Origin of the sequence: Campylobacter sp. CFSAN093227 (genome assembly GCF_012897855.1) — a bacterium.
GTDB classification, from domain to species: Bacteria; Campylobacterota; Campylobacteria; order Campylobacterales; family Campylobacteraceae; genus Campylobacter_D; species Campylobacter_D jejuni.
The window spans coordinates 1181634-1206170 of the sequence record NZ_CP040610.1 but is presented as its reverse complement, the minus strand read 5'-3'; the positions used below and the strand labels follow the sequence as shown (position 1 = coordinate 1206170).

General features: G+C 29.1%; 28 protein-coding genes. 14 read left to right on the top strand and 14 right to left on the bottom strand.

The window, feature by feature from the left end; all coding sequences use genetic code 11:
* Positions 1 to 3 precede the first annotated feature (3 nt).
* Genes leuS through FBF06_RS06290 form a run of 12 tightly spaced genes read left to right on the top strand, consistent with a single transcriptional unit; the run spans position 4 to position 13114 of the window.
* A complete protein-coding gene (gene leuS, locus FBF06_RS06345) occupies positions 4 to 2433 on the top strand; it encodes a leucine--tRNA ligase (RefSeq protein WP_032583756.1) in 2430 nt (809 codons plus the stop codon).
* Positions 2430 to 2942 carry an LPS assembly lipoprotein LptE gene (gene lptE / locus FBF06_RS06340; protein ID WP_032586311.1) on the top strand — a complete coding sequence of 171 codons (513 nt, stop codon included), beginning with the start codon at positions 2430 to 2432 and terminating at the stop codon, positions 2940 to 2942. Before leuS ends, lptE begins: the two co-directional genes overlap by 4 nt.
* A complete protein-coding gene (locus tag FBF06_RS06335) occupies positions 2926 to 4323 on the top strand; it encodes a hypothetical protein (protein ID WP_032586312.1) in 1398 nt (465 codons plus the stop codon). Before lptE ends, FBF06_RS06335 begins: the two co-directional genes overlap by 17 nt.
* Positions 4289 to 5473: a folylpolyglutamate synthase/dihydrofolate synthase family protein gene (locus tag FBF06_RS06330; protein ID WP_074471048.1), complete on the top strand. Its 1185-nt coding sequence runs from the start codon at positions 4289 to 4291 to the stop codon at positions 5471 to 5473. The genes FBF06_RS06335 and FBF06_RS06330 overlap by 35 nt, the downstream gene beginning before the upstream one ends.
* A complete protein-coding gene (locus FBF06_RS06325) occupies positions 5460 to 6362 on the top strand; it encodes a M23 family metallopeptidase (RefSeq protein WP_002853442.1) in 903 nt (300 codons plus the stop codon). Before FBF06_RS06330 ends, FBF06_RS06325 begins: the two co-directional genes overlap by 14 nt.
* Positions 6299 to 6694 carry a polymer-forming cytoskeletal protein gene (locus FBF06_RS06320; RefSeq protein ID WP_002859143.1) on the top strand — a complete coding sequence of 132 codons (396 nt, stop codon included), beginning with the start codon at positions 6299 to 6301 and terminating at the stop codon, positions 6692 to 6694. Before FBF06_RS06325 ends, FBF06_RS06320 begins: the two co-directional genes overlap by 64 nt.
* Complete coding sequence (locus tag FBF06_RS06315; protein WP_002871794.1) at positions 6694 to 9630, top strand: DEAD/DEAH box helicase; 2937 nt, start codon at positions 6694 to 6696, stop codon at positions 9628 to 9630. Before FBF06_RS06320 ends, FBF06_RS06315 begins: the two co-directional genes overlap by 1 nt.
* A 1-nt stretch (position 9631) precedes the next feature.
* On the top strand, positions 9632 to 10393 hold the full coding sequence (locus FBF06_RS06310) for an ATP-binding protein (RefSeq protein WP_002871793.1): 762 nt from the start codon (positions 9632 to 9634) through the stop codon (positions 10391 to 10393).
* Positions 10390 to 11076: an endonuclease III domain-containing protein gene (locus FBF06_RS06305; RefSeq protein WP_002852847.1), complete on the top strand. Its 687-nt coding sequence runs from the start codon at positions 10390 to 10392 to the stop codon at positions 11074 to 11076. Before FBF06_RS06310 ends, FBF06_RS06305 begins: the two co-directional genes overlap by 4 nt.
* Positions 11073 to 11885 (top strand): bifunctional hydroxymethylpyrimidine kinase/phosphomethylpyrimidine kinase, encoded by an 813-nt coding sequence (gene thiD, locus FBF06_RS06300; protein ID WP_002871792.1) that lies wholly within the window; start codon positions 11073 to 11075, stop codon positions 11883 to 11885. The genes FBF06_RS06305 and thiD overlap by 4 nt, the downstream gene beginning before the upstream one ends.
* Entirely contained in the window at positions 11875 to 12507 is a 633-nt protein-coding gene (gene thiE, locus FBF06_RS06295; RefSeq protein ID WP_002852670.1) for a thiamine phosphate synthase, read from the top strand. The genes thiD and thiE overlap by 11 nt, the downstream gene beginning before the upstream one ends.
* Positions 12485 to 13114 carry a uroporphyrinogen-III synthase gene (locus tag FBF06_RS06290; protein WP_002859147.1) on the top strand — a complete coding sequence of 210 codons (630 nt, stop codon included), beginning with the start codon at positions 12485 to 12487 and terminating at the stop codon, positions 13112 to 13114. The genes thiE and FBF06_RS06290 overlap by 23 nt, the downstream gene beginning before the upstream one ends.
* Here the strand turns inward: FBF06_RS06290 and FBF06_RS06285 are convergent.
* The 5 genes from FBF06_RS06285 to fliW are packed head-to-tail and all read right to left on the bottom strand — an operon-like array spanning position 13111 to position 15638.
* On the bottom strand, positions 13111 to 13563 hold the full coding sequence (locus tag FBF06_RS06285) for a hypothetical protein (RefSeq protein WP_002859148.1): 453 nt from the start codon (positions 13561 to 13563) through the stop codon (positions 13111 to 13113). The genes FBF06_RS06290 and FBF06_RS06285 overlap by 4 nt on opposite strands.
* Positions 13560 to 14222, bottom strand: coding sequence for a hypothetical protein (locus FBF06_RS06280; protein WP_002858296.1), 663 nt, complete (start codon positions 14220 to 14222; stop codon positions 13560 to 13562). The genes FBF06_RS06285 and FBF06_RS06280 overlap by 4 nt, the downstream gene beginning before the upstream one ends.
* On the bottom strand, positions 14219 to 14521 hold the full coding sequence (locus FBF06_RS06275) for a type II secretion system protein (RefSeq protein WP_002853046.1): 303 nt from the start codon (positions 14519 to 14521) through the stop codon (positions 14219 to 14221). Before FBF06_RS06275 ends, FBF06_RS06280 begins: the two co-directional genes overlap by 4 nt.
* Positions 14518 to 15249 carry a pyrroline-5-carboxylate reductase gene (locus FBF06_RS06270; RefSeq protein ID WP_002859150.1) on the bottom strand — a complete coding sequence of 244 codons (732 nt, stop codon included), beginning with the start codon at positions 15247 to 15249 and terminating at the stop codon, positions 14518 to 14520. Before FBF06_RS06270 ends, FBF06_RS06275 begins: the two co-directional genes overlap by 4 nt.
* Complete coding sequence (gene fliW, locus FBF06_RS06265; protein WP_002852982.1) at positions 15249 to 15638, bottom strand: flagellar assembly protein FliW; 390 nt, start codon at positions 15636 to 15638, stop codon at positions 15249 to 15251. Before fliW ends, FBF06_RS06270 begins: the two co-directional genes overlap by 1 nt.
* 160 nt (positions 15639 to 15798) lie before the next feature.
* Between fliW and FBF06_RS06260 the strand changes: the two genes are divergently transcribed.
* Positions 15799 to 16446, top strand: a complete 648-nt coding sequence (locus tag FBF06_RS06260) for an outer membrane protein assembly factor BamD (protein WP_002877748.1) — start codon at positions 15799 to 15801, stop codon at positions 16444 to 16446.
* Positions 16447 to 16462: 16 nt separating this feature from the next.
* Positions 16463 to 18838 (top strand): endopeptidase La, encoded by a 2376-nt coding sequence (gene lon / locus FBF06_RS06255; RefSeq protein WP_002853487.1) that lies wholly within the window; start codon positions 16463 to 16465, stop codon positions 18836 to 18838.
* A gap of 59 nt (positions 18839 to 18897) precedes the next feature.
* Here the strand turns inward: lon and rpsR are convergent, their stop codons facing one another.
* The 9 genes from rpsR to FBF06_RS06210 form a co-directional block, all read right to left on the bottom strand.
* The gene (rpsR, locus tag FBF06_RS06250) at positions 18898 to 19158 is read right to left on the bottom strand and encodes a 30S ribosomal protein S18 (RefSeq protein ID WP_002853032.1); all 261 of its coding nucleotides are present in this window, start codon (positions 19156 to 19158) and stop codon (positions 18898 to 18900) included.
* Between the two features lie 10 nt (positions 19159 to 19168).
* The gene (locus tag FBF06_RS06245) at positions 19169 to 19720 is read right to left on the bottom strand and encodes a single-stranded DNA-binding protein (RefSeq protein ID WP_002853013.1); all 552 of its coding nucleotides are present in this window, start codon (positions 19718 to 19720) and stop codon (positions 19169 to 19171) included.
* An 8-nt stretch (positions 19721 to 19728) separates the two neighbouring features.
* Complete coding sequence (gene rpsF / locus FBF06_RS06240; protein WP_002853062.1) at positions 19729 to 20106, bottom strand: 30S ribosomal protein S6; 378 nt, start codon at positions 20104 to 20106, stop codon at positions 19729 to 19731.
* A gap of 86 nt (positions 20107 to 20192) precedes the next feature.
* Positions 20193 to 21059: a VirK family antimicrobial peptide resistance protein gene (locus tag FBF06_RS06235; protein ID WP_002859152.1), complete on the bottom strand. Its 867-nt coding sequence runs from the start codon at positions 21057 to 21059 to the stop codon at positions 20193 to 20195.
* Complete coding sequence (gene rseP, locus FBF06_RS06230) at positions 21052 to 22158, bottom strand: RIP metalloprotease RseP (RefSeq protein WP_002852927.1); 1107 nt, start codon at positions 22156 to 22158, stop codon at positions 21052 to 21054. The genes FBF06_RS06235 and rseP overlap by 8 nt, the downstream gene beginning before the upstream one ends.
* A complete protein-coding gene (pgsA, locus tag FBF06_RS06225; protein WP_002853053.1) occupies positions 22155 to 22691 on the bottom strand; it encodes a CDP-diacylglycerol--glycerol-3-phosphate 3-phosphatidyltransferase in 537 nt (178 codons plus the stop codon). The genes rseP and pgsA overlap by 4 nt, the downstream gene beginning before the upstream one ends.
* A 124-nt stretch (positions 22692 to 22815) precedes the next feature.
* Positions 22816 to 23421 (bottom strand): NAD(P)H-dependent oxidoreductase, encoded by a 606-nt coding sequence (locus FBF06_RS06220; RefSeq protein ID WP_002853045.1) that lies wholly within the window; start codon positions 23419 to 23421, stop codon positions 22816 to 22818.
* Positions 23421 to 24041: an NAD(P)H-dependent oxidoreductase gene (locus FBF06_RS06215; RefSeq protein ID WP_002852938.1), complete on the bottom strand. Its 621-nt coding sequence runs from the start codon at positions 24039 to 24041 to the stop codon at positions 23421 to 23423. Before FBF06_RS06215 ends, FBF06_RS06220 begins: the two co-directional genes overlap by 1 nt.
* 63 nt (positions 24042 to 24104) lie before the next feature.
* Positions 24105 to 24530, bottom strand: coding sequence for a GNAT family N-acetyltransferase (locus FBF06_RS06210; RefSeq protein ID WP_002860188.1), 426 nt, complete (start codon positions 24528 to 24530; stop codon positions 24105 to 24107).
* Between the last annotated feature and the right edge of the window lie 7 nt (positions 24531 to 24537).

Here is a 24537-nt window from a genome sequence, read left to right as displayed (position 1 = left end):
TTTATGGCTTATGAAGCAAGTTTAATAGAAAAAAAATGGCAAAAAATTTGGGATGAAAATGAATATTTTGAGCCAAAAGATGATTTAAATTTGCCTAAAAAATATATTTTATCGATGTTTCCTTATCCTAGCGGACGCATTCACATGGGGCATGTAAGAAATTATACTATAGGTGATGTTTTAGCAAGATATTATCGCAAGATAGGTTTTAATGTTTTACATCCTATAGGTTTTGATAGTTTTGGTATGCCTGCTGAAAATGCAGCTATTAAACATAAAATTCATCCTAAGTCATGGACTTATGAAAATATAGCTTATATGAAAAAAGAACTTTTTTCTTTAGGTTTTTCTTTTTCTAAAAAAAGAATGCTTGCTACTTCAGATCCACTTTATACAAAATTTGAGCAAGAATTTTTTATTAAGATGTTTGAAAAAGGTTTGATTTACACTAAAGAAGCAAATGTAAATTGGTGTGAACAAGATCAAACGGTTTTGGCTAATGAGCAAGTTGAAGACGGAAAATGTTGGCGTTGTGGTCATGAAGTAGTGCAGAAAAAAATGCCAGGTTATTATGTAAAAATCACTGCTTATGCTGAGGAACTTTTAAAAGATTTAGAAAAATTAAAAGATAAATGGCCTAATCAAGTTTTAACTATGCAAGAAAATTGGATTGGTAAAAGCGAAGGTTTGGAATTTTCTTTAAATTTAGACGAAGAAAGCAAGCAAAAAACCAAAGAAAGTTCTTTAGAAGTTTTTACTACAAGAGCAGATACAATTTATGGAGTTTCGTATATCGCTTTAGCTCCAGAACATAAGATTGTTCAAAATTTGCTTTCACAAAATTTATTAAATCAAGATGTATTAAATAAAATCAAAGCTATTCAAAATCAAAGCCCAAGAGAAAGACAAAGTTCTGAAAAAGAAGGTTATTTTTTAGGAATTTATGCCATTCATCCTTTAAGCGGAGAAAAAATTCCTTTATGGGTGGCTAATTTTGTCTTGGCTGATTATGGTAGCGGAGCGGTTATGGCTGTTCCAGCTCATGATGAAAGAGATTTTGAATTTGCAACAAAATATAATCTTGCCATCAAACAAGTTATTCAAACTCAAGAAAATTTACCTTATATGCAAAAATTAGGAAAATTAATTAATAGTCAAGAATTTGATAATCTTGATTGTAATGAAGCAAGATTAAAAATCATTTCTCAGTTTGAAGCTAAAAATATAGGAAAAAGAGTTGTAAATTTTAAAATTCGTGATTGGGGTGTTTCGCGTCAAAGATATTGGGGTGCGCCTATTCCTATGATTAAATGTCAAAGTTGTGGTGTAGTGCCTCAAAAACTAGAAAATTTACCTATTACTCTGCCTGAAGATGTGCAAATTACAGGTGAGGGTAATCCACTTGATAAACATCCAACTTGGAAAAATTGTATCTGTCCAAAATGTGGTAAAGAGGCTCAAAAAGAAAGTGATACTTTAGATACTTTTTTTGAAAGTTCTTGGTATTTTGCACGTTTTGCAAGTGATGAGAAAACTTGGCAGGAAAAAGCTTTAGATGAAAAAAGTGTAAAGTATTGGATGAGTGTGGATCAATATATAGGTGGTATTGAACATGCAATCTTGCATTTACTTTATGCGAGATTTTTCCAAAAAGCTTTAAGAGACTTGGGTTATTTAACACAAAATGAACCTTTTGATAGACTTTTAACTCAGGGTATGGTGTTAAAAGATGGTGCTAAAATGTCAAAATCAAAAGGCAATATTGTAGATCCTGATGAGATTATAGAAAAATACGGTGCTGATACCGCAAGACTTTTTATACTTTTTGCTGCGCCTCCGGCTAAAGAGCTTGAATGGAATGATGATGCGGTTGAAGGGGCTTATAGATTTATTTGCAAACTCTATGATAGGGCGCAAAATGTTAAAAAAGGTGAGCTTGTAGAATTAAAACAAGAAAATTTAAATAAAGAAGAAAAATATGCAAGATTAAAGGTGTATGAAGCTTTAAAAAAATCTTTTGAAGTTTATCATCAAAGTTTTACTTTTAATACTTTAATTGCAGCTTGTATGGAAGCTTTAAATGCTTTAGCGCTTTGTAAAAATGAAGCTTTGGAACAAGAGGCTTTTTATATTATTTTAAATATCTTAGAGCCTATTATTCCTCATGTTTGTTTTGAGCTTAGCGAGGAGCTTTTTAAATGTAAAAATTTCAAAAAATTAGAACTTAAAGAAGAGGTTTTTGTAAAAGATACTTTAAATTTAGCTGTAAGTATCAATGGTAAGAAAAGGGCTGAATTTGAAATTTCAAGTAGTGCGAGTAAAGAAGAAATTTTAGCTTTTGCAAAAGAAAATACCGCTAAATGGCTCGAAGGTAAAAGTATAGTTAAAGAAATTTATGTGGAAGGAAAGCTAGTTAATCTAGTAATCAAATGAAAAAGATTTTGATTTTTTGTATAGGTTTATTTTTAGGTGCTTGTGGATATGTTCCTACATCAAAAATCGCTAATAATATTTTTGATGAGAAGGTTTATGTTAATGTTGAATTAAGTCAACAAGACCCAAAAAATAGTATCTATGTTGCCGATACTTTAAAAGAAATGGTAATTTCAAAATTAGGGCGTAAACTTGCTTTAAAACATGAAGCTGATGATGTAATCAATGTTAAAATGAATAATTTAGAATTTATTCCTTTAGCTTATGATAAAAATGGCTATGTTATTAGTTATAAAGCTAAATTAAATTTAGATTTTAATGTTGTCTTTAAAGATGGTTCAAGTCAGGCTTTTAGTACAAGTGGAAGTTATAATTTTGAAATTTCTCCAAATAGTATTATTAGTGATTCTGCAAGGTATGAGGCTATTCGAGCAGCTTCAAGCGAGGCATTTGATGAGTTTATTTCCGTAATTGCTATTAAAGGACAAAAACGTGATTTCAAATACTAATGAAATAGCAAAGCAAACTTTAATTGCATTAAAAGAAAGAAAACTAAAACCAACTCCTGAAAATTATACGGAAATTTTTGAAGAATTATCTTTAAAATATGGTATTACAAGTTCAAATAAGGCTAAACTTGATAAATACAAAACCTTGCTTTTACCGATTTATCAACAAGAATTAAATTCTAAAACTATAAGAAGTTTAGAAGAACTAATTAGTTTTTTAATTTCTGTTTTAAATAGACAAAGCGGAAAACAATTTAGTGAATTTTTTGATTTTTTATATACCATATCTAAAACTTTGCAAATAAGTAAGGATAAAAAGATAAGAGATTTGGCTAAGGTGACTTCGATTAGAATTTCTAAAACTATGGATAGTGAAAGTATTTACTTGCTTACTAAAAAATGGAAAGAGCTTGAAAGAAATTACGATGAAAATGACTTAGAAGAACAAGCTCGCAAATATGGTATTAGTAAATATGATGATTATGATAGCGTGATTAAAAAACTCTTAGTTAAACTTGAAGAGCGTAGTTATGAGCACTTTAGTGAATTATTATGCTTGGGTTTAAATCCTTCATTGGTAGAAGATTTAAAAATTCAAGGTTTTATACAAAATTTAACACAAAAGCCTTTTGTAATAGGCGAAGAAAATTTTAAAAATGAACTAATGGAATTTATAAATCATCGTATAATGGTTGATAATATGTATGTCCAAAAAAATTTAAATTTTTTTAATGATAATCTAAAAAAAATCTATGAATTGCTTGTCTTACTTAATAAATCGAATGAAAAAAATATGGATTTTATCAATACTCTAAAACCAGATGAAAATGGGGAAGTAAAACTTAGTTTTGAGGATTTAAAACTAAAATTTAAACAACTTGGAGAAAAAATTACATCTTTAAATAATCAAATTGAATTCACGCAAAGCTTAGAAGAGAGAGAGGCTTGGAGTGTTCTTAAAGAGCTTGATAAAATGGATGAAAATTTTAATAAGTATAAAGTTAATTATTCTTTAGCTTTATTTTCTATAGTAAATTACCGTTTCATTATGGAAAAATACGGTATGGGAAGTTTGAATGAAATTTTTGTTCGATTTAAAAAAATTTTAAAAGATTCTTGTAGCGAATTTGATGAATTGTGGATGATAGATGAAAAGAGTTATTTGATTGTTTCGCCAGGAAAAAGCAAAGATGAAATTACACAGCTTGTAAATACAAATCTTAAAACTATAGAAAATTTTAGATTTATTTATAAGCAAGATATTATAACTCCTAAAATTCACGTGGCTTATCTTGATAAGCAAAGTAAGCCAAGTATTAATATTTTAGATGAGTTAATAAAGCAAATTGCAGCGGTTAATGAACAATATAATGAAAGTTGAGAATTTTTTAGCTCAAAAAAGTATAAATTACGATAAAATTGATCGTTTTTTGATGTTTAGAATGTATGAAAAATATAAGAAATATTTTAAAAATACTCCCATAATCCAACTTATAGGCACAAATGGTAAAGGTAGCACGGGTAGATATTTAACCCAACTTTTAGAAAATTTAAATTATAAAATAGGGCATTATACTAGTCCGCACATTTTCAGTTTTAATGAAAGATTTTATCTTGATGGTAAGATTGCAAATGATGAAGAATTAGAACAAACTCATATAAGACTTGAAGAAATTTTTAAACAAGACTTGCAAAAATTAAGTTATTTTGAATATGCTACTTTTTTAGCTATGATTTTATTTCAAAAATGTGATTTTATTGTTTTAGAAGCAGGAGTGGGTGGAGAATATGATGCTACTTCTGTTTTTGAAAGAAGAATGAATATTTTTACAAGAATTGGATTTGACCATATTCAAATTTTGGGCAATTCTTTAGAAGATATTGCAAGAACCAAGCTTAAAGTTATGGCGCCTATAGCACTTATAAGTGATGAGCAAGAGCAAAATGTTTTAAATTTAGCAAAAAAAATTGCTTTTTTAAAAAAAGCTAATTTGCAAGTTTCTTCTTTAAATCCTTTTTTGAAAGAAAAATTTGAGATTTATTGTGAAAAGTTTGTTTTACCTTGTTTTTTAAAGCATAATTTAAAGCTTGCATTAAAGGCTTGTGAAATTTTAACTTCGCAAGAAAAAACCTTAGAAGCTTTAAAAAAGTTACAAGAGTTAAATTTACAAGGAAGATGCCAAGAAATTTCTCCAAATTTTTTTGTTGATGTGGGTCATAATCCCATGGCTGCTAAGGCTATGCTTGATAAATTTCAAGGAGAAAAAATAAATCTTATTTATAATGCTTATTTGGATAAGGATATTTTTCAAATTTTAAATACATTAAAGCCTATTATTGATACAATACAAATATATAAATATAAAAGTGCAGAACGAAAGCTGGCCGATGATGAAATTTATAGTATTGCATCAAAGCTAGGTATACAATGCAAAGAATTTGTAAAATTAGAAGAGAATAAAAAAAATCTAGTTTTTGGTTCTTTTATGCTGGTAGAAAATTTTTTAAAGGAGTGGTGTGGTAAAAAATAAATTCACTATTACCATTACAGATATTAACGGTTCAAGACATTTTTATTTAAATCAAATAATCAAAAAAATAGTTTTTTATACTATTGCTTTTATTGTTTTATTTTTAGTTTTTAGTGGTTTTTATATCAAATATCTCGATAGCAAACTTAGCGATATCAGTGAAAAGCGTGAGGAGCTTTTGAAAAAAAGCAAAGAATTGGAATTATCTAATTCGCAAATGCAAAAAAGCATAGAAGAAAAAACTCAGCAGTATGCAGCTATAGAAGATAAAATAGCTTCTTTTGAAGAGGCTTTGGGCTTAGAAGTAGAAAATAATCTTACAATTAGTGCAAGACTTGATAATCTTCAGCTTACCAATGAGCAGCAACTTGGAATTTTGGGACAAATTCCTAATGGATGGCCTATTGAAAATAAAGGCATTACAGGAAATTTTGGCTGGAGAGAGCATCCGCTTTTAAAAAGAAGGGAATTTCATCCTGGTATTGATTTAAGAGCAGAAATTGGTACCCCTATTTATGCACCAGCAAGTGGAGTAGTGGAATTTTCAGGTTATAGTGATAATGGCTATGGCTATAATGTAATTTTATTGCATAATTTTGGTTTTAAAACAGTATTTGCTCATATGATGCGCAAAGAAGTGGTCAAAGCAGGTCAATTTGTTAATAAAGGGCAGTTGATAGGTTATAGTGGCAATACAGGTCTTTCTACGGGGCCGCATTTGCACTATGAGGTAAGGTTTATTAATAAAACTTTAGAACCTTTGTATTTTTTAAATTTGCAAAGAAAAAATATGAATGATTTTTTTAATCAAGAAAGGAGAGTTCCATGGCAATCTTTAATAAAGGCGGTATCAGCCCAACATCCAGCTCTAGCTCAGAAACAACAGTAATTTCTTCAGGTGCGAGAATTGAGGGTAAATTTTATTTTGCTTCTATGCTCCATGTTGATGGAGAGTTAAGTGGTATTATTCATTCTGAAAGCATTGTGGTTATCGGAAAAAATGGAAATTTAAAAGGTGAATTACAAGCAGATAAAATTGTAGTAAATGGGTGTTTTGAAGGGCAACTTGAGGCTAATAGTTTAGAAATTTTAGCGGGCGGAGTTGTTAATGGTGATATTTCAACGCAAAAAATTTCTATAGAAAATGGCGGTCGCTTTAATGGAACTAGTAAAATTAAAGAAGATACTATCAAACTTATTGAAAATAACAACGAAGAATAATGCAAGCTTCATTTTATGAATACTTACAAAATCCAAAAATTTGTGAACTTTTTCTTTGTAAAGATGAAAAACAAGCAGATTTACTCGCTCAAGTTTCACGATTTAAGGGTTTAAAAACCTTTGTTTTACCTGATTTTAGAGCGCAGTTTGGAGATGATTTAAGGGCTTTTTCTAAAGAACTTTTTGATCTTTGTAAGATTTTAAATGCTTATCATAAAGAAGAAGAAAAAAAAATCCTTATTTCTCCTTTAAATACTGTTTTAAAAAAACTTCCTTCAAAAAAACATTTACAAAATTATCATATCGATAAAAAACAAAATTTTGATTTGAAATGTTTTGAAGATGAAATTTCAAGATTGGGATACGAATTTGTAGATATAGTTCAGGATAAAGGTGAAATTTCAATTCGTGCGGATATTATTGATATTTTTTGTATCAATGAAGAAAATCCTATTAGAATTTTACTTTTTGGCGAAGAGATTGAAAGTATAAGATATTTTGATTTGCAAAGTCAAAAGTCTATTCCTAACGAACTAGAACATTTTGAAATTTGTCCTTTTTTAAAATATTTTGACAAAGAAAATTATGAAATTTTTAAGGACAAATTAGAAGATTTTCAAAGCGATACTTTAATACATGATATCAATTCTTTAGGCTTTTGGTGTATTGATGATTTTTTTGATTATTTAGAACTTGATTTTTTAGCTTGTGAAAAGTTTGATATTAATGAATATGAAAAAGATATAAGTTTTGTGAATGCAAAAATTTTACCTCAAGCTAAAAAATTTAAAGAATTGCAAAGTTCTTACAATAAAGATTTTTTTGAATTTCATAAAAATAAAAAAATCACACTTTTAGCTAAAAACGAAGCTTTATTTAAAGCTTTAGAGCTTGAAGATACTCAAAATATCCATTTTGTAAAAAGTGATTTAAGGCTTAATCTTATTAGTCCTGAAGAGCTAATTATTTCTTTAAATCAAAAAGAAAAACAAAAAACAAGAAAAAAAGCTAGTTTGATTATAGATGAGCTTAAAAATGGGGATTATATAGTACACGAAGATTATGGGGTAGGTAAATTTTTAGGTCTTGAGATGATAGTGATAAGCGGAGCAAAAAAAGAGTTTGTTGCTATAGAGTATCAAAATTCTGATAAGCTTTTATTACCAGTGGAAAATCTTTATTTGATTGATAAATATTTGGGCGTGAGTGGATCTATTCCAAGCTTAGATAAACTAGGTAAAACAAGCTTTATTAAACTTAAAGAAAAATTAAAGACTAAACTTTTAGCCATAGCTTCTGAAATTGTTATTATGGCGGCTAAAAGATCTTTGGTGCAAGCAAAAAAAATTACAGTGGATTTAAATAGACAGACTGATTTTATAGCTAGTGCGGGTTTTATTTATACAAGCGATCAAGATAAAGCCTGTTATGAAATTTTGCAAGATTTTCAAAGTGGAAAAGTCATGGATAGGCTTTTAAGCGGTGATGTGGGTTTTGGAAAAACAGAAGTCGCTATGAATGCTATTTATCCAGTAGTTAAAAGTGGATTTTGCGCATTTTTATTTGCGCCTACGACTTTGCTTTCTCATCAGCATTATAAAACCTTAAAAAAGCGTTTTGATCCTTTTGATATAAAGGTTTTTAAACTGGATCGCTTTACAAGTAGCGCAGAAAAAAAACAAGTTTTACAAAATTTAAAAGAAAATAAAGCTTGTGTAGTTGTAGGAACTCATGCACTTTTAAGTGTAGAATGTGAAAATTTAGCCCTTGTTATTATTGATGAAGAGCATAAATTTGGAGTGAAGCAAAAAGAAAAGCTTAAAGAAATCACTCAAAATTCACATATTTTATCCATGTCAGCAACCCCTATACCAAGAAGCTTAAATCAAGCTTTAAGTTCTATAAAATCTTATAGTGTTTTGCAAACTCCACCAGAAGATAGAATGGATGTAAGAACTTTTGTCAAAGAAAATGATGACGCACTTTTAAAAGAAGCTATAGCAAGAGAGTTAAGACGTGGTGGGCAAATTTTTTATATTCATAATCATATTGCAAGTATAGAGCAATGTAAAAAGCATTTATTAGAACTTTTTTCTACTTTGCGTATTTTGATTTTACATTCTAAAATCGATGCCAAGATGCAAGAAGAAGAAATGTTGAAATTTGAAAACAAAGAATATGATTTGCTTTTAAGTACCTCTATCGTAGAAAGTGGGATTGATTTACCAAATGCAAATACTATCATAGTAGAAAAAAGCGATCGTTTTGGCATGGCTGATTTGCATCAATTGCGTGGGCGTGTAGGAAGAAGTGATAAGCAAGGTTATTGTTATTTTTTAATTGAAGATAAAAATGCTATTACAAAAGATGCTTTAAAGCGTCTAGTTTCCTTAGAAAGTAATTCTTTTTTAGGCGCAGGTTCTATTTTGGCTTATCATGATCTTGAAATTCGTGGCGGTGGAAATTTATTAGGCGTAGATCAAAGTGGACATATTGAGCAAATTGGATATAGTTTATATCTTAAAATGTTAGAAGATGAACTTAATGCTTTAAGTAAAAATGAAGTGGATCAAAAAGAAAATAAACTTGATTTAAAACTCAATGTTAATGCCTTTTTAAACAGCGAACTTATCAGCGAAGATCGCTTAAGATTAGAACTTTATAGAAGACTTAGCAAGTGTGAGCAAGTTCATGAGGTTTATGAGATCGAAGGTGAAATTGAAGATCGCTTTGGAAAACTTGACATTTATACTAAGCAATTTTTATCTTTGATTACTATTAAAATTTTAGCTTTAAATAAATTTAAAAGCATTAGTAACTATGAGCAAAATATTCAATTTACTGCTTTAAATGATGAAAAAGAACTCATCAAGGCAAAAAGCAAAGATGATGATGATATTTTAGAGGCAATTTTAACGCATTTAAGAAAGGCTTAAAATGGATTGGAATAAAACTTATGCAGCAATTTATAGAGCAAGAAAAGATTATTTAAAGCCTATTTTTGAAATCGATCCTATTGCTTTAAAAGATTTAGTAGGTATGGAAAGTCAAAAAAAAGCACTTTATGAAAATACTTTAAATTTCATTCAAGATAAGGGAGCAAATCACGCACTTTTATGGGGATCTAAGGGCACTGGAAAATCAAGTTTAATTAAAGCTATATTTAATGAATTTAAAGAACAGGGCTTAAGACTTGTCGAATTAAATAAAGAAGATTTATTTGCCTTAGCAGATATCATCGATGAAATCAGATTAGAAAATTTTAAATTCATACTTTTTTGTGATGATTTTTCTTTTGAAAAGGGAGATGATAGTTATAAATTTTTAAAACCTTTACTTGAGGGAAGCATAGAAAAAGCCCCAAATAATGTAATTATTTATGCGAGTTCAAATCGTAGGCATTTATTAAGTGAAAGCATTACTGATAATCTTGATACGCAAATCACACATACAGAACTTCATTTAAGCGATGCTGCTGAAGAAAGATTAAGTTTGAGTGATAGATTTGGTTTGTGGTTAAGTTTTTATCAGGGAAATTTAGAAGAGTATTTAAAGATGATAGATTTTTATTTTAAAGATTATTCTTGTGATAAAGAGCTTTTGCACGTTAAAGCTAAAGAATTTGCTACTCTAAGAGCAAGTAGAAGTGGTCGTACCGCAAAGCAATTTTATTTAGCTTTTAAGGAGAATTTTAAATGACTGGAGCACAAATTTTTACCAAGCTTTTAAATTTGGATTTAAATTATCATGATTTTGATTGGCTTGAAAATCAAGGATTGAGTGAATTTGAGCTTTTAATTTCTGTCGTTTTAACTCAAAATACAAATTGGAAAAATGTCTTAAAAGCTTTAGAAAATTTAAAAAAAGAAAATATTGCAAGCTTAGAACAAATCAATACTTTATCCAATTTAGAACTTGCAACTTTAATTAAGCCTAGCGGATTTTATAATACCAAAACTAAGCGTTTAAAAGGTTTGGTAGAAAGTATCATAAACACTTATGAAAATTTAGAAAATTTTAAAACAAATGCAAGCAGAGAATGGCTTTTAAATATCAAAGGTTTAGGTTTTGAAAGCGTTGATAGTATTTTAAACTATCTTTGCAAAAGAGAGATTTTGGTTGTAGATAATTATAGTTTGCGTTTGGCTTTTTACTTAGGTTATGAGTTTGAAAATTATGAAGAATTAAGAGAATTTTTTCAAAGTGACATAGAGAGTGAGCAAGAAAATTTGTATAAAATTTTAGGAAAAAAATGCGAACTTTACGAACTTTATCAAATTTTTCATGCTTTGATTGTAGCTTTTGCAAAACAGAGTTTTAAAGGACAAAAATTAAGCCCTAAGGGTGAAGAATGGATCAAAATTTTAAAGGAAGATTTATGAAAGCAAAAGGAAGTGAACTTATACCTGTTTTAACTATAGCAGGGAGTGATTGTAGTGGTGGAGCAGGGATACAAGCCGATCTTAAAACCTTTAGTGCACACAATCTTTTTGGTATGAGTGTGGTTTTAAGTGTGGTAGCTGAAAATACCGCAAGGGTGATTTCTGTACACGATATACCTACTCAAAGCGTGGATGAACAAATGCTTGCCGTGTTTGAAGATATAGTGCCAAAGGCAACTAAAATCGGAATGATAGGTTCTTGTGAATTAATGAGCTGTGTAGCTAAAAATTTAAGCGAGTTTAAACCTCAAAATGTAGTTATTGATCCTGTAATGTTTGCCAAAAATGGCTATGCTTTAATGCCGCAAGAAAATTGTGATTTTTTCAAACAAACTATAATAAAATTTGCAGACATTCTTACTCCTAATATTCCTGAAGCAGAGTTTTTATGTGGTTTTAAGATCGCTAATGAAGAGCAGATGATAAAAGCAGCTAAGCATTTATGCAGCTTGGGGGTTAAGGCAGTTTTACTTAAAGGCGGACATAGTGAAGCAAATGCCAATGATGTGCTTTATGATGGAAAAGAAATTTATATTTTAAAAGGCGAACGCATAGAAACTAAAAATACTCACGGTACAGGTTGTACGCTTTCTTCGGCTATTGCTAGTAATTTAGCTAAAGGCAAGGATTTATTTCACGCTGTTAGTGAAGCTAAAGATTATGTAAGAAATGCGATTTATTATTCACTTAATCTTGGAAAAGGTTGTGGTCCTACAAATCATTTTTTCAAGTTTCTAGATGAAAAATAAATTAGATCTTAGCCTTTATTTGGTTGCTACTAAGGGAAATAAAAGCGAGGAGTGTTTTTTAAATACTTTAGAAAATGCTATAAAAGGCGGAGTAAGTATCATACAACTTCGTGAAAAAGAGCTTAATGCAAGAGAATTTTATAAACTAGGCTTAAAGGTGCAAAAACTTTGCAAGTCTTATAAAATACCTTTTTTGATTAACGATAGGGTAGATATAGCTTTAGCCTTAGATGCTGATGGGGTGCATTTAGGACAGGAAGATTTAGAAGCAAAATTAGCTAGAAAGCTTTTAGGAGATGAAAAAATCATAGGCTTAAGTCTTAAAAAGTTAGAACAACTTGAGTTTATACAAGGAGTAAATTATCTAGGTTGTGGAGCTATTAAGGCAACGCCTACTAAAGAAAGTTCGCTTTTAAGCCTTGAGCTTTTAAGTCAAATTTGTGATAAAAGCCCTATAGGGGTTGTAGCCATAGGTGGGATTGACAAAGAAGCACTTGTTGAGTTAAAGGGTATAAATTTAAGCGGTGTGGCTGTGGTTAGGGCGATCATGGATGCTAAAGATGCTTTTTTGGCAGCTAAAGAGCTAAAGCGTAAAATCTATGAAAATTTATCTCTTAAATGAAACTCCTTTTGAAGGGGTGGAAAATCTTATTTTAAATGAGATTGTTTTTTATGATTTTAGTGTGGATTTGAGTTTGTATGATGCTTTAATCTGCACTTCAAAAAATGCTTTAAAAGCTTTACAACATGCAAAAATCACTTTAAATTTCAAACTCAATTTATACGCTGTGGGACAAAGTACAGCTCAATACGCTAAAAATTTAGGTTTTAAAAAGATTAAAATTCCATCAAAGGCTTATGGAAAAGATCTTTTTCTTGAATTTAAAGAGGAGTTAAAAATGCAAAAATGTTTGTATTTAAGGGCTAAAAATATTGTTTCAACTTTAAATTTGGATCTTAAAAATGTAGGTGTGGATTTAGATGAAATGATAGTTTATGAAAATGTTTTTAAAAAAGGCGACAAAAAGCTTATCTATCCTGCTATTTTTATATTCACCTCTCCTTTAAGTGTAGAAAATTTTTTAAAATTTTATAGCTTAAAAGAAGAAGATAAGGTTGTAGTTATAGGGCAAAGCACAGCAAAGAAGCTTTTAAATTTTAAAAATCTTTATATATGCGAAAATCAAAGTCTTTTAGACTGTGTTAAGCTCGCTAAGACTTTGGTTTAATTTTTTAAATTCCAAAAATTTTCTTTGGGATAAATAATAATGCTTTTTGTGAGTAAAATTTCATCATTGACGTTTTTATCACGATTTAAAGCAATACTAATGTGGGCTATAATAACACCATCTTTGCTTAAATTTGCATCGGGATTGAAGTTGGAAAATTTAAAATTAACACATTGTGCAATAGGATAAAAATATTTTATTTTAATCAAAGCTTTTGTGTAATTAAAATATATATTGTCTAAACATTCTTTATTTTCTTGCTTTGCTTGATATAAAAAATATTTAGAAAATTGCGTTGCATTGTGACTTAAAATTTGAGCTTGAAGGTAGTAATAACTATCTTGGATTATTTTTGGAGTATAGCTGGATATGTTTAAGGTCAAGCTCATCCATAGACTTATTAGTAGTATTAAAAAAATTGTCCAAATTAAAACATAAGCTTTTTTCACAGTAAAATTCTTTTTTCAAGGCAATGTTTTGTTTGTCTTTTTAGGCAAATTTTTAATTTATTGTTTTGCAGGTTAAATGAGCTTATGTTTTTAGAAATTAATCCTTGTTGGTTTAATTGTTCATTAAATTTTGGCTTTATTTCATATATAAGTTCTTCATTTTGCAATTTGATAACTAATTGAGCTTGCAAAGGAATAAAACTACCTGTAAAATTTGCAGATATACCATTTTCCAAGATAGATATTTTTTCAATCTTATTAATTTTATAAGCATAGCTAATATGTTCATTGTCGTTATATAAATCTTTTCTATTTTGGAGTTGTGTTTTAAAATCAGAATGAGGTGAATAAAGTGTATGATTATTTTCTAAAATAAGAGCAGAATTAATAAGATAAAGTTTATTATCTTTTAGGCTAATTAACTCATCTTTTAAAAGACATTTTAATGTATTTTGTGAAAATGTAATATTAATACAATTTTGTATTAATTTTTCTATTTTAAGCAAGTTTAAATGTGCTTGAGTGATAAGATTGTTTGTATGTAAAGCAGTAAAATTTAAATGATAAAAATCCATTAAAGGTTTTGAAAGTAAGCTAGTTATAAAAGTAAAAAGTATTAGTGATATTATAAGTTCAAAAAGTGTAAAAGCTTTGCTCATTCTTTAAAATAAACGCTATAATTTTGATCTTGAAAGTATAATTTTTGAAATTGAAATATACCATCATTAACAAACTGTTCTTGTAAAACTATAGGTTTTAAGGCTGAAGTTTGAAGTATGATGGTTTTAAAAATAGGCTTTTCATATAATTCTTCTTGAAGTTTATAGAGTCTTTCAAAAATATTTAAATTTTCATAGTTTTTGTAAAGTTGAATATAGTAATAAAAAATGCCAATGAAAATTAAAGATATGATCGTTATAGCACTAATGCTTTCTATAAGTATGAAAGCCTTTTTCATTTAGCGCTGCTAGCATTTATGGCTTCAAAAAAACTTCCGCGAATTCCTTTTTGTTCGAGTATTTTTATGCCTTTTATTGTAACTCCTCCAGGGGAGCAAATATTTTCTTTGATAATAGCTGGATGCTCATGTTCTAGTAAAGCACTAGAGCTTTTAAATAAAGAGCGCGTAAGATTGAGACTAAGTTCTTTTGACAAACCTTCATAAACTCCAGCATTAGCAATGCTTTCTGCTATAAGTGCTAAAAAAGCAGGAGCGCAGCCGCTAATCGCCATAGCTGCATTCATTTGTATTTCATTATCTAATTTATAAGCCGAGCCAAAAGTTTTTAAAATGTCTAAAATTTCATTTTCAAAATGAGAGTTTTTAAGTATATATGGTGTGGTTGAAGCCTTGTATTTAGCTGCTGTATTGGGTATTATTCTAACATAATTTTGAGCTTTGATGGTTTGTAGTTTTTCAAAATCAACATTGGCTAAAACAGAGATTAAGATACGTGCTTGTCCTTTTAGCATTTGAGCAATATTTTCTAAAGCATAAGGTTTAAATGCTAAAATAACATCTTTACCTTCTATGTTAAAATCTTTGTAAAGTAAGGTTTTAAAGCCTTCTTTGGCGAGGGCTTGAAGTTTTTCTATACTTCTTCCTACTATACAAATTTCATAATCATCTTTTAACCCATAGGCTAAGGCTGTTGCCATAGATCCATTTGCAAGTATATAGAGCATTATTTTTTAATATAATTAGCAATTTGATCAGCTTGAAAAAAGTCGGGATAATTAACTGTATCTAGTATCACTTGTACCATGGTATTATTATCAAGATTAATGACTACTGGAGCTAGAAAATTCACTGTCGATTCTTCAATGCTTTTTGCTATGGCTACTATATTAAAAATTTTCATATTAGATTCAGGTGTTAAAGAAAGAAGCTCTTGATAATAAGTTGGTATATCAAATTCATAATCAGGTCTAATCAAATAAGGATTAATTAAAACAAAAGAAAAGTCTTTACCATCAAGACTTTTAAGTCTTACAAATACTTCATCGATAGTTGAAAATTCCATATTTTTGGTTTCTTCAAAACCTAAGATAGGGCATTTAACAGCTAGGGTCATGTTTTCTCCTCAAGTTATAATGTTTAATATTTTAACATAAAATAAGCAATAATCATTCCAAAATTTTAAATTATTTAATTAATTTTATTATAATTTTAGAAGAACATAATTATAAAATCGTTAAAATATATATTTTTGAGAATATAAATCAAGGTGAAGTATGAAAAAAGGTATTTTTTTATTGGTTTTTTTAAGTGTTTTTTTTAATGCGTGTAGTACGAAAAATGATGAAGGTTTATACAATCTTAGTGCTAGTGAGTGGTATAAACAAATTATTAAAGATTTACAGGACAAGGATTTGGAAAAAGCTGATGATCATTATAATGGTATGGCAAGTGAGCACGTTGCCGATCCTTTATTGGAAACTACTTTAATTATTTTAGCACAAGCTCATATGGATGAAGAGGAATATAAGTTAGCTGAATTTTATTTAGATGAATATAATAAAAAATTTGGAAATTCGCGCAATGCTGATTATATTCGTTATCTTAAAATTAAAGCAAAATTTGATGCATTTGCAGTGCCAAATCGTAATCAGGCTTTAATGCTTGAAAGCCAAAAGGAAATAGATACTTTTTTGAAAGATTATCCTTATACAGAATATGAACCTTTGGTTCAAACAATGCTTACAAAATTTAATTTAGCGGTTTTTTATCTTAATAGTACTATAGAAAATCTATACCAGCGCATAGGGCATGATGAAAGTGCACAAATTTATAAACAAAGACTTCAAGAAAGTGAATTTTATCAGCAAAGTATTATCAAACCTGAGCTTCCTTGGTATAGAAGTATATTTGAAAGATTTTAATAAACAAGGAAAATAAATGCAGATTGAAGAGATACAAAATTATCCAGCAAATTTACCAGTATTGGTTGAAGATGAATTATTTTTATATCCTTTTATGATAACTCCTATTTTTATTAACGATTCATCCAATATGAAAGCTTTAGATCTTGCGATTAAAAATGATAGCATGCTTTTTGTTGCACCTTCAAAGTTGGAAAATGGAAGAAATTTTGATGAAATTTATAATTGCGGAGTGATTGGGACTATCATGCGAAAAGTTCCTTTGCCTGATGGAAGAGTGAAAATACTTTTTCAAGGATATGCCAAGGGTAAAATTATAGAGCAAATTTCTAATAAACCTTTAGAAGCCAAGATAGAACTTATAAAAGAAGACTTTTTAGAAGGAACTAAAAAAGAAGCACTTCTTGAAGTTTTAAAAGAGAAAGTAAAAAATTTGGCAAATATTAGTCATTATTTTTCTCCAGATCTTTTAAGAACAATTGAAGAAGGTTTTGATGCATCTAGGATTTGCGATTTGATTTTAAATACTGTGCGTATTAAAAAACAAGTTGCTTATGAGTTTTTTGTTTTAACAGATCTTGAGCAAAAATTAGTAAAATTAATAGATTTAATTGCTCAAGAAATAGAAGCTAATAAAATTCAAAAAGAAATTAAAAATAAAGTACATTCTCGTATTGATAAGGTAAATAAAGAATATTTTTTAAAAGAACAATTAAGACAAATTCAAAAAGAGCTTGGTTCTGATACGCAAAAAGAAGATGAGGTTAGAGAGTATCAAAAGCGTCTGGAGTTAAAGAAGAAATTTATGCACGAAGACGCTTATAAAGAAATCAAAAAACAAATTGAAAAATTCGAACGCATTCATCAAGATAATTCCGAAGCATCGATGATTCAAACTTACATAGAAACAGCATTAGATGTTCCTTTTGAAAAAATTTCTAAGAAAAAACTTGATATTAAGGAAGTTTCAAAACAGCTCAACCATGATCATTATGCATTAAATAAACCAAAAGAACGCATAGAAGAATATTTTGCAGTTAGGGAGCTTTTAGAAAAAAGAAAAATAGCAGAAAAAGATGGTGCTAAAGTTATACTTTGTCTTTATGGGCCTCCTGGCGTGGGTAAAACTTCACTGGCAAATTCTGTTTCAAAAGCTTTAAAAAGAGAGCTTATTCGTATAGCCTTAGGTGGACTTGAAGATGTTAATGAGCTGCGTGGTCATCGTAGAACTTACATAGGCGCTATGCCTGGACGTATTACTCAAGGACTCATAGAGGCAAAACAAATTAATCCTGTAATTGTATTGGATGAAATTGATAAATTAAATCGCAGTTTTAGAGGCGATCCAAGTGCGGTGCTTTTAGAAATTTTAGATCCAGAGCAAAATTCTAAATTTAGGGATTATTATTTAAATTTTAATATTGATTTAAGTAAAGTCATTTTTATAGCAACGGCAAATGATATTAGCAATATTCCTGCACCTTTAAGAGATAGAATGGAATTTATAGAACTTAGCTCTTATACTCCAAGTGAAAAATTTCATATAATGAAAAAATATTTAATTCCAGATGAGCTTAAAAAACATGGCTTAAAATCCAATGAATTATTTATTGATGATGAAACTATAGAGCTAATCATTAGCGATTATACTCGTGAATCAGGAGTTAGAAATTTGCGTCGCAAAGTGGCAGAGTTGTGTCGTAAGAGTGCTAAAAAACTACTTTTAGAAAATATTAAAAAAGTCATTATTAATACAAAAAATTTGAATGAATTTTTAGATAAAAAAGTTTTTGAAATAGAAAAAAATAATGGAGAAAATCAAGTAGGTCAGGTCAATGGTTTGGCTTGGACAAGCGTAGGTGGAGATGTTTTAAAAGTAGAGGCTGTAAAAATTAAAGGTAAAGGAGAATTAACGCTCACAGGAAGTTTGGGTGATGTAATGAAAGAATCAGCTAGAATTGCTTTTAGCATGATAAAAGTTTTAATCGATGAAGGAAAAATAAAAATACCTAAAAAAATAATTATTGATCCTAAAGTTAATGTTTATGATAGTTATAATATTCATATACATGTGCCAGATGGAGCTACTCCAAAAGATGGCCCAAGTGCAGGTATTACGATAAGCACAGCTATTGCTTCTATTTTTAGTGATAAAAAGGTTAAAGCAGATGTTGCAATGACGGGTGAAATAGATTTAAAAGGAAAAGTTTTACCAATAGGCGGATTAAAAGAAAAATTAATTGCAGCTTATAAAGCAGATATAAAAACAGCTTTAATTCCAAGAAAAAATTACGAAAGAGATTTAAAAGATATTCCTAGTGAGGTTAGAGACAATATGGAAATCATTGCTGTTGATACTTTCAGTGATGTTTTAGAATATACTTTGGTTTAACTTTATTTTGAGAATAAATGTATAAGAAAGCAAACTTTTTACAAGTTTGCTTTAAAAGATTATAGTCCTTCAAAAGGATTATTGATTACTTCTTTTCTATCCACTATATAAGGGATAAGGGCTACATGTCTTGCGCGTTTGATTGCAACTTCTACCATTTCTTGGTATTTTTTGCTTGTGCCTGTTAAACGGCGTGGCATGATTTTAAATCTTTCAGATAAAGCATGTTTTAACATTGCTGTATCTTTATAATCAATAAATTCAACTTTTGCTTCAGTGTATTTGCAATATTTGCGAGAGTATTTTCTTTTTTCTGCCATAGTTTATCCTTTAAAATGGTAAATTAGTATCATCGCTATCATAAGCATCGATATCAATTTCTTTTAATTTTTCTTCGTGTTGTGGGTTTTGGTTTCTTTGTGGAGCAGGGTTTGCTTTTGCTTTATTAAAATTTTGATTTTCACTCATATAAGGATCATAGCTTTGATTTTCATAGTTTCCACTATAATTGTTGTTTGAAAAGCTATTATTGCCAAAATTTCCGCCTTGTTGTGGAGCATTGGAATTGCCAAGCATTTCCATATTTTCAACTTGAATGCTATGTTTAGAGCGATTTTGTCCATTTTGATCACTCCATTGTTCAAATCTCAAACGTCCTTCTATGAGTACTTTTGAACCTTTTGTAAGGTATTGGTTTGCAACTTCTGCGGTGCGACCATAAAAGCTTATATCAATAAAGCAAGTTTCTTCTCTTTTTTCTCCATTTGCGGTAAATCTTCTTGTTACTGCTATAGCGGAAGCTCCAATAGCACTACCGCTTTGTGCATAACGCATTTCTATATCACGTGTAAGATTTCCAACCAAAACAACTTTGTTAAACATCTTTTTCCTTATTGAATTTCAGGAGCATCTAAAGGTTTAATTTCTTTTTTAGATTGCTTAATCCCGTGGCTCAGTTTTTCCCAAGCTGCAATTTCTTTTTTATTTTCATATTTTACGATTAAAAATCTTATTACTTCTTCAGTGATTCTTAACACCCTTTCAAGCTCAGCGATCAAGTTTGTAGGAGCTTTGAAATAAATCACAAAATAAGTTCCTCTTTCGTATTTTTTGATTTTATACGCTAATTTTCTAGTACCCATTGGAACAACAGTTTCAATTTCTGCACTATTTTTGGTTAGGACTTCTTTAACGAATTCCAACTTCGCATTCACTTCCTCTTCAGTAAGTGTTGGTTTTAAGATAAATAAAACCTCATAATGTTTCATCTTTTCTCCTTATGGATATTAAAGCCCATTTTTATGAGCAAGGATTTTGCATAAAGCAAGACTAGATTATATCAAAATATACTTAATTAGTCTTGAATACTTAAGGTTTTATCTAAATTTGTTTTGATTTCTTCAAGCATAGCAAAACGTTTTTTATACATGGAGCGTTTTTGCGAAGGGATTTCTTCTAGGTTTTTTTGAGAGTGGTGGAGTTTATAGTATTTGTGTTTATTGATTTTTATTAATTCTCCACCATTTTCTAGCCAAATTTTTTGATAATCTACAAAATAGCCTTTTTCTTTTCCTTTTTGAGAACGGATTTGATTTTTTTCATGTACACCTAAAGTAGTTTGAAGTTTTAAAATTTCACAAAGCATCTTAGAGCATTCTATAAGTAAAGCAACAGGGCGCAAACCATGACATTTTTTAGTTAAAATTTTATTAATTTCTAAAATATTAAAATCTTTGTATTTATGTCCTTGTATACAAGAAAGTAGAAGATTGTTTTCTAAAGTAAAGCAAAAATTACATTGTAAGATTGTGTATTTTTTAAATTTTAAAGAAAAAGCCCAAAAACCTTCTTCGCAAACATTATAGTTATATCCTAAAAAAAGCTCAAAATCTTCATCAAAAGAAAAAATTATTTGTTCCTCGGGAAGAAATTTAAAACAAGCGAGTCCCTTATCAACATCATAAATAAGTGTTTTAACACGTTCATTTGCTTTAAAACTTTTATCGCAAAATCTTCTTGTAGCATTGTAACAAGCATAGGGTCTTTGAGAGAAAAAGTCTTTTAAATGTTTATTTTTTTCTTTATTAAGCGTTTTTTCTAGAAGTCTTACTTGAGGAAAATATAAAATTTTTCTTGCTTGAAAACGCAAATAGCGCCAAAAGATTATACTTTTTCTTCTATCAGTAAAATTTGGAATAGGGTAGGAAAATTTTTTATTCACCTATAATCCTTGATATATCATTATAAGTTGCAAAGAGCATTAAACTTAAAAGTATTGCCATGCCTGTATAGCTTAAATATTCAAAAGTACGCTGTGGAACTTTGCGTCTAAAAATCATTTCATAAAGATTAAAAAGTATATGTCCTCCATCAAGCATAGGAATAGGTAAAAGATTTAAAATGCCTAAATTTATAGAAATTAAAGCAGTGATAAATAAAAGCAAAGTAAAGCTATTTTGTGCAGCCTTTGAGGTAATTTCAGTCATGGTGATAATACCGCCTAAATTTTTTGCTTCAACTTCACCACTTATGAGTTTTACAATACCCTTGATGATGAGTGTAGAAGCTTGAAAACTTTCTTGTGCGGCATATTTAAAACTTTCTAAACCTTGGTGTTTTACAAGAGTGCTTGTCCCATTTGGACTGACTCCAAGTTGAGGTTTTTCAACGATTTGTCCAAAGTCATTGTATCCTTGTCCTATTTTTGGAGTTAAAATAAATTCTAAATTTTTTCCTTCTCTATTGATTAATATTTTCAAAGGATCTAAACTTAAATGCTTTGAAATTTCATCAAAGGTTTGAATTCTTATACCGTTAATTTCTAAGATAGTATCATTTTTTTGAAGTCCTATTTCTTGTGCAGCAGAGTTTGGCGCTATGTTTCCTATTTGCGGAGCAAGTTTGTTTAGACCTAAATTTCCTATGATAATATAAAGAAAAAAAGCTAAAATTAGATTAAAAAATGGTCCAGCAAAAAGAATATAAATCTTTTTTAAAGGACTTAAAATGCTATAGCTATCTTTGTCTAGATTTTCAAAACCAGGACGCATATCATCTTGTCCTTTAAGTTTAACATATCCTCCAAGTGGTAAAGTGCTTAAGCGATAGTTTGTGCCTTTAAATTCACGCTCTATAAGACTTTTTCCAAATCCTATACTAAAAACTTCAACTTTTACACCCAAAGATCTTGCAGCCAAAAAATGTCCTAATTCGTGAAAGAAAATTAAAAATGAGATGACTAAAACAGTTGCTAAAAATTCAATAGAATAAAATTTAATTCCCAAAATCAAAATAACAATTAAAAATAATAAAGATCTCATTTTTCTCCTTTTTTTTGAGCTTTTATATAAGTATAGATGTATTCAAATCCAGAATAAAGAGTTAAAATCAAAGCTATGTAAAGTAGAATTTCACCGCCTATCCACTCCATGATTAAAAATCCTATCGCAGTCATTTGAAAAGCGGTTTTAAGTTTGCCTGCAAAAGAAGCATTGACATTTAAATTTTCGCTAATCATTACAACTCTAAAACCTGTGATAAAAAATTCCCTTACTAATATAATATAAATTACCCATTCATTAGCTTTTCCTGTAAGTAAAAGCCCTAAAAAAGCTGCTAAAACAAGCATTTTATCGGCTAATGGATCTAAGATTCCACCCAGTTTTGTAGTTTGTTTCCAAGTTCTTGCGATGTATCCATCAAAAAAATCACTTAAAGCTGCTAATGAAAAAGTTAAAGCAGCAAAATAGTTAATCCAACTTTGATGAATATTTTCAAAATGATGAATTAATAAAAAAAATAGCAAAGGCGCTAAAACCATTCTAAAAATCGCCAAGATATTGGGTAAATTCATAACAAGCCTTGTGAAATTAAATGTAAAATTATAATCAAAATTGTATAAAATTTAAGCAAAGACTTAGTAAAAATACAAAAAAGAATCAGTTTATTTTTATTTAAATTTTGCTTAAAAGCAAAATTTAAATAAATTTTACAACTTCATCAAAACTAAAACGATTTTTTTGAGGATTTTTTTCATCGTTGCAATATCCTAAAGCCACCACCAAACTTGATCTTTCTTTTTGAATATCAAGTGATAAATAAGAATTAAGCTTTTGTTTATCAAAACCACCTATAGTGCAGCTTGCTATATTTAAAGCATTAGCACTGTAAAGTATGCTAGCTAGAGCTATATGAGCTTGTTCTCTTGCATAAGATATTTTTTCTTCTTGATTTAGAGATTTTAAAAAAGGCATATAAGCATCTAAGCGTTTTTGAATTTCTGTTTCACTCATATCTCTTTTTCTAAGTTTTTCTTCAAAATAATCCAAAAAATCAAGTCTTGAAATGATGATAATTAACGCAGCGCAATCTTTTACATGTTTTTGCTGGTTGCAAATTTTAGAAAGTTCTTCTTTTCTTTTCTCATCTTGCACTACTATAAATTTCCAAGGTTCCAGTCCTAAGGAGCTTGGGCTTAATCTTGCTATTTCTAAAATAGAATTTAAATCCTCTTTTTTGAGTTTTTCATTTTTAAAATTTCTACAAGAATATCTTGTACTAAAAATTTCAAGTTCTTTTTTCATTATTTTTCCTTGTAAAATTCGACGACTTCATTAAAATTTAAGCGTTGAGTAGAATATTTTGGTTCATGGGCTTTATATCCTAAGGATAAAATTACAGCAGTTTCAAAAGGATAAGTTAAATTAAGAAAATCATCAACCTTAGCTTTTTCAAAGCCACCTATCATACAAGAATCAATACCTAAGCTCATTGCAGCTAGTGACATTTGCATCATAGCAAGATAGCATTGAAGTTGTGCATAATGATAGAGTTCATTATCATTCATTGCATTGGTTTTATGAGTATAAATTTCTAAAATTTTTTGAAAATTTTCTTCGCTAGAACCTGAGAAACGACGCACTTGTTTTTGTGCAAATTCATCTTTGCTTTGAAGATCTTTTCTTGCTAGAAAAATAATATTATGACTCGCACTTGCTACATTTTGTTGATTGTAACATAGAGTTGAGAGCTTAAGATTATGTTCTTTTTGTTCTAATACTACAAATTTCCAAGGCTCAAATCCATGTGAGCTTGGGGCTAAGACTCCGCTTTCTAAGATAAAATGCAAATCCTTTTCATTGATTTTTTTATCATTAAAAAGTTTACAAGCTCTGCGTTTTGAAATTAGTTCTTTAAAATTCATTTTATTCCTTAAAATCAAAAATAATAATATTAATTATAAAATGCAAAGCTTAATCAAAAAATATTATAGTTTGATATTTTTCTTAAAAACAAAACCGGATTTTTCAAAACCCATTTTTTGGATATAAAATTCATGAGCTTGTGTTCTAAAAAAACTTGAACTTAGTTCTAATTCTTCATATCCTCGATCTTTTGCCCAAATTTGGATTTTTTTCAAAAAAGCTTGACCTATACCCTTTCCTCTTAAAGTTTCATCTACGACAAAATCACAAATATAAAGACAATGATTATGATAAAGTACATTAAAGGGCATGACTCCACAAGCTGCTTTGTAGCTTCCCTTATTTTCATAGGCAAAAAGTTTATAATGTTGAGTTTGTGTAGCAAGTTGGATTTTGTCTAAAAAATCTTTCAAAGATAGGTTATTTCTTAATTGTTTTATCAAGGGATAAATTTTTTCCAAGTCTTCTTTTAGCTTAATTTCTTTCATTTTTAAA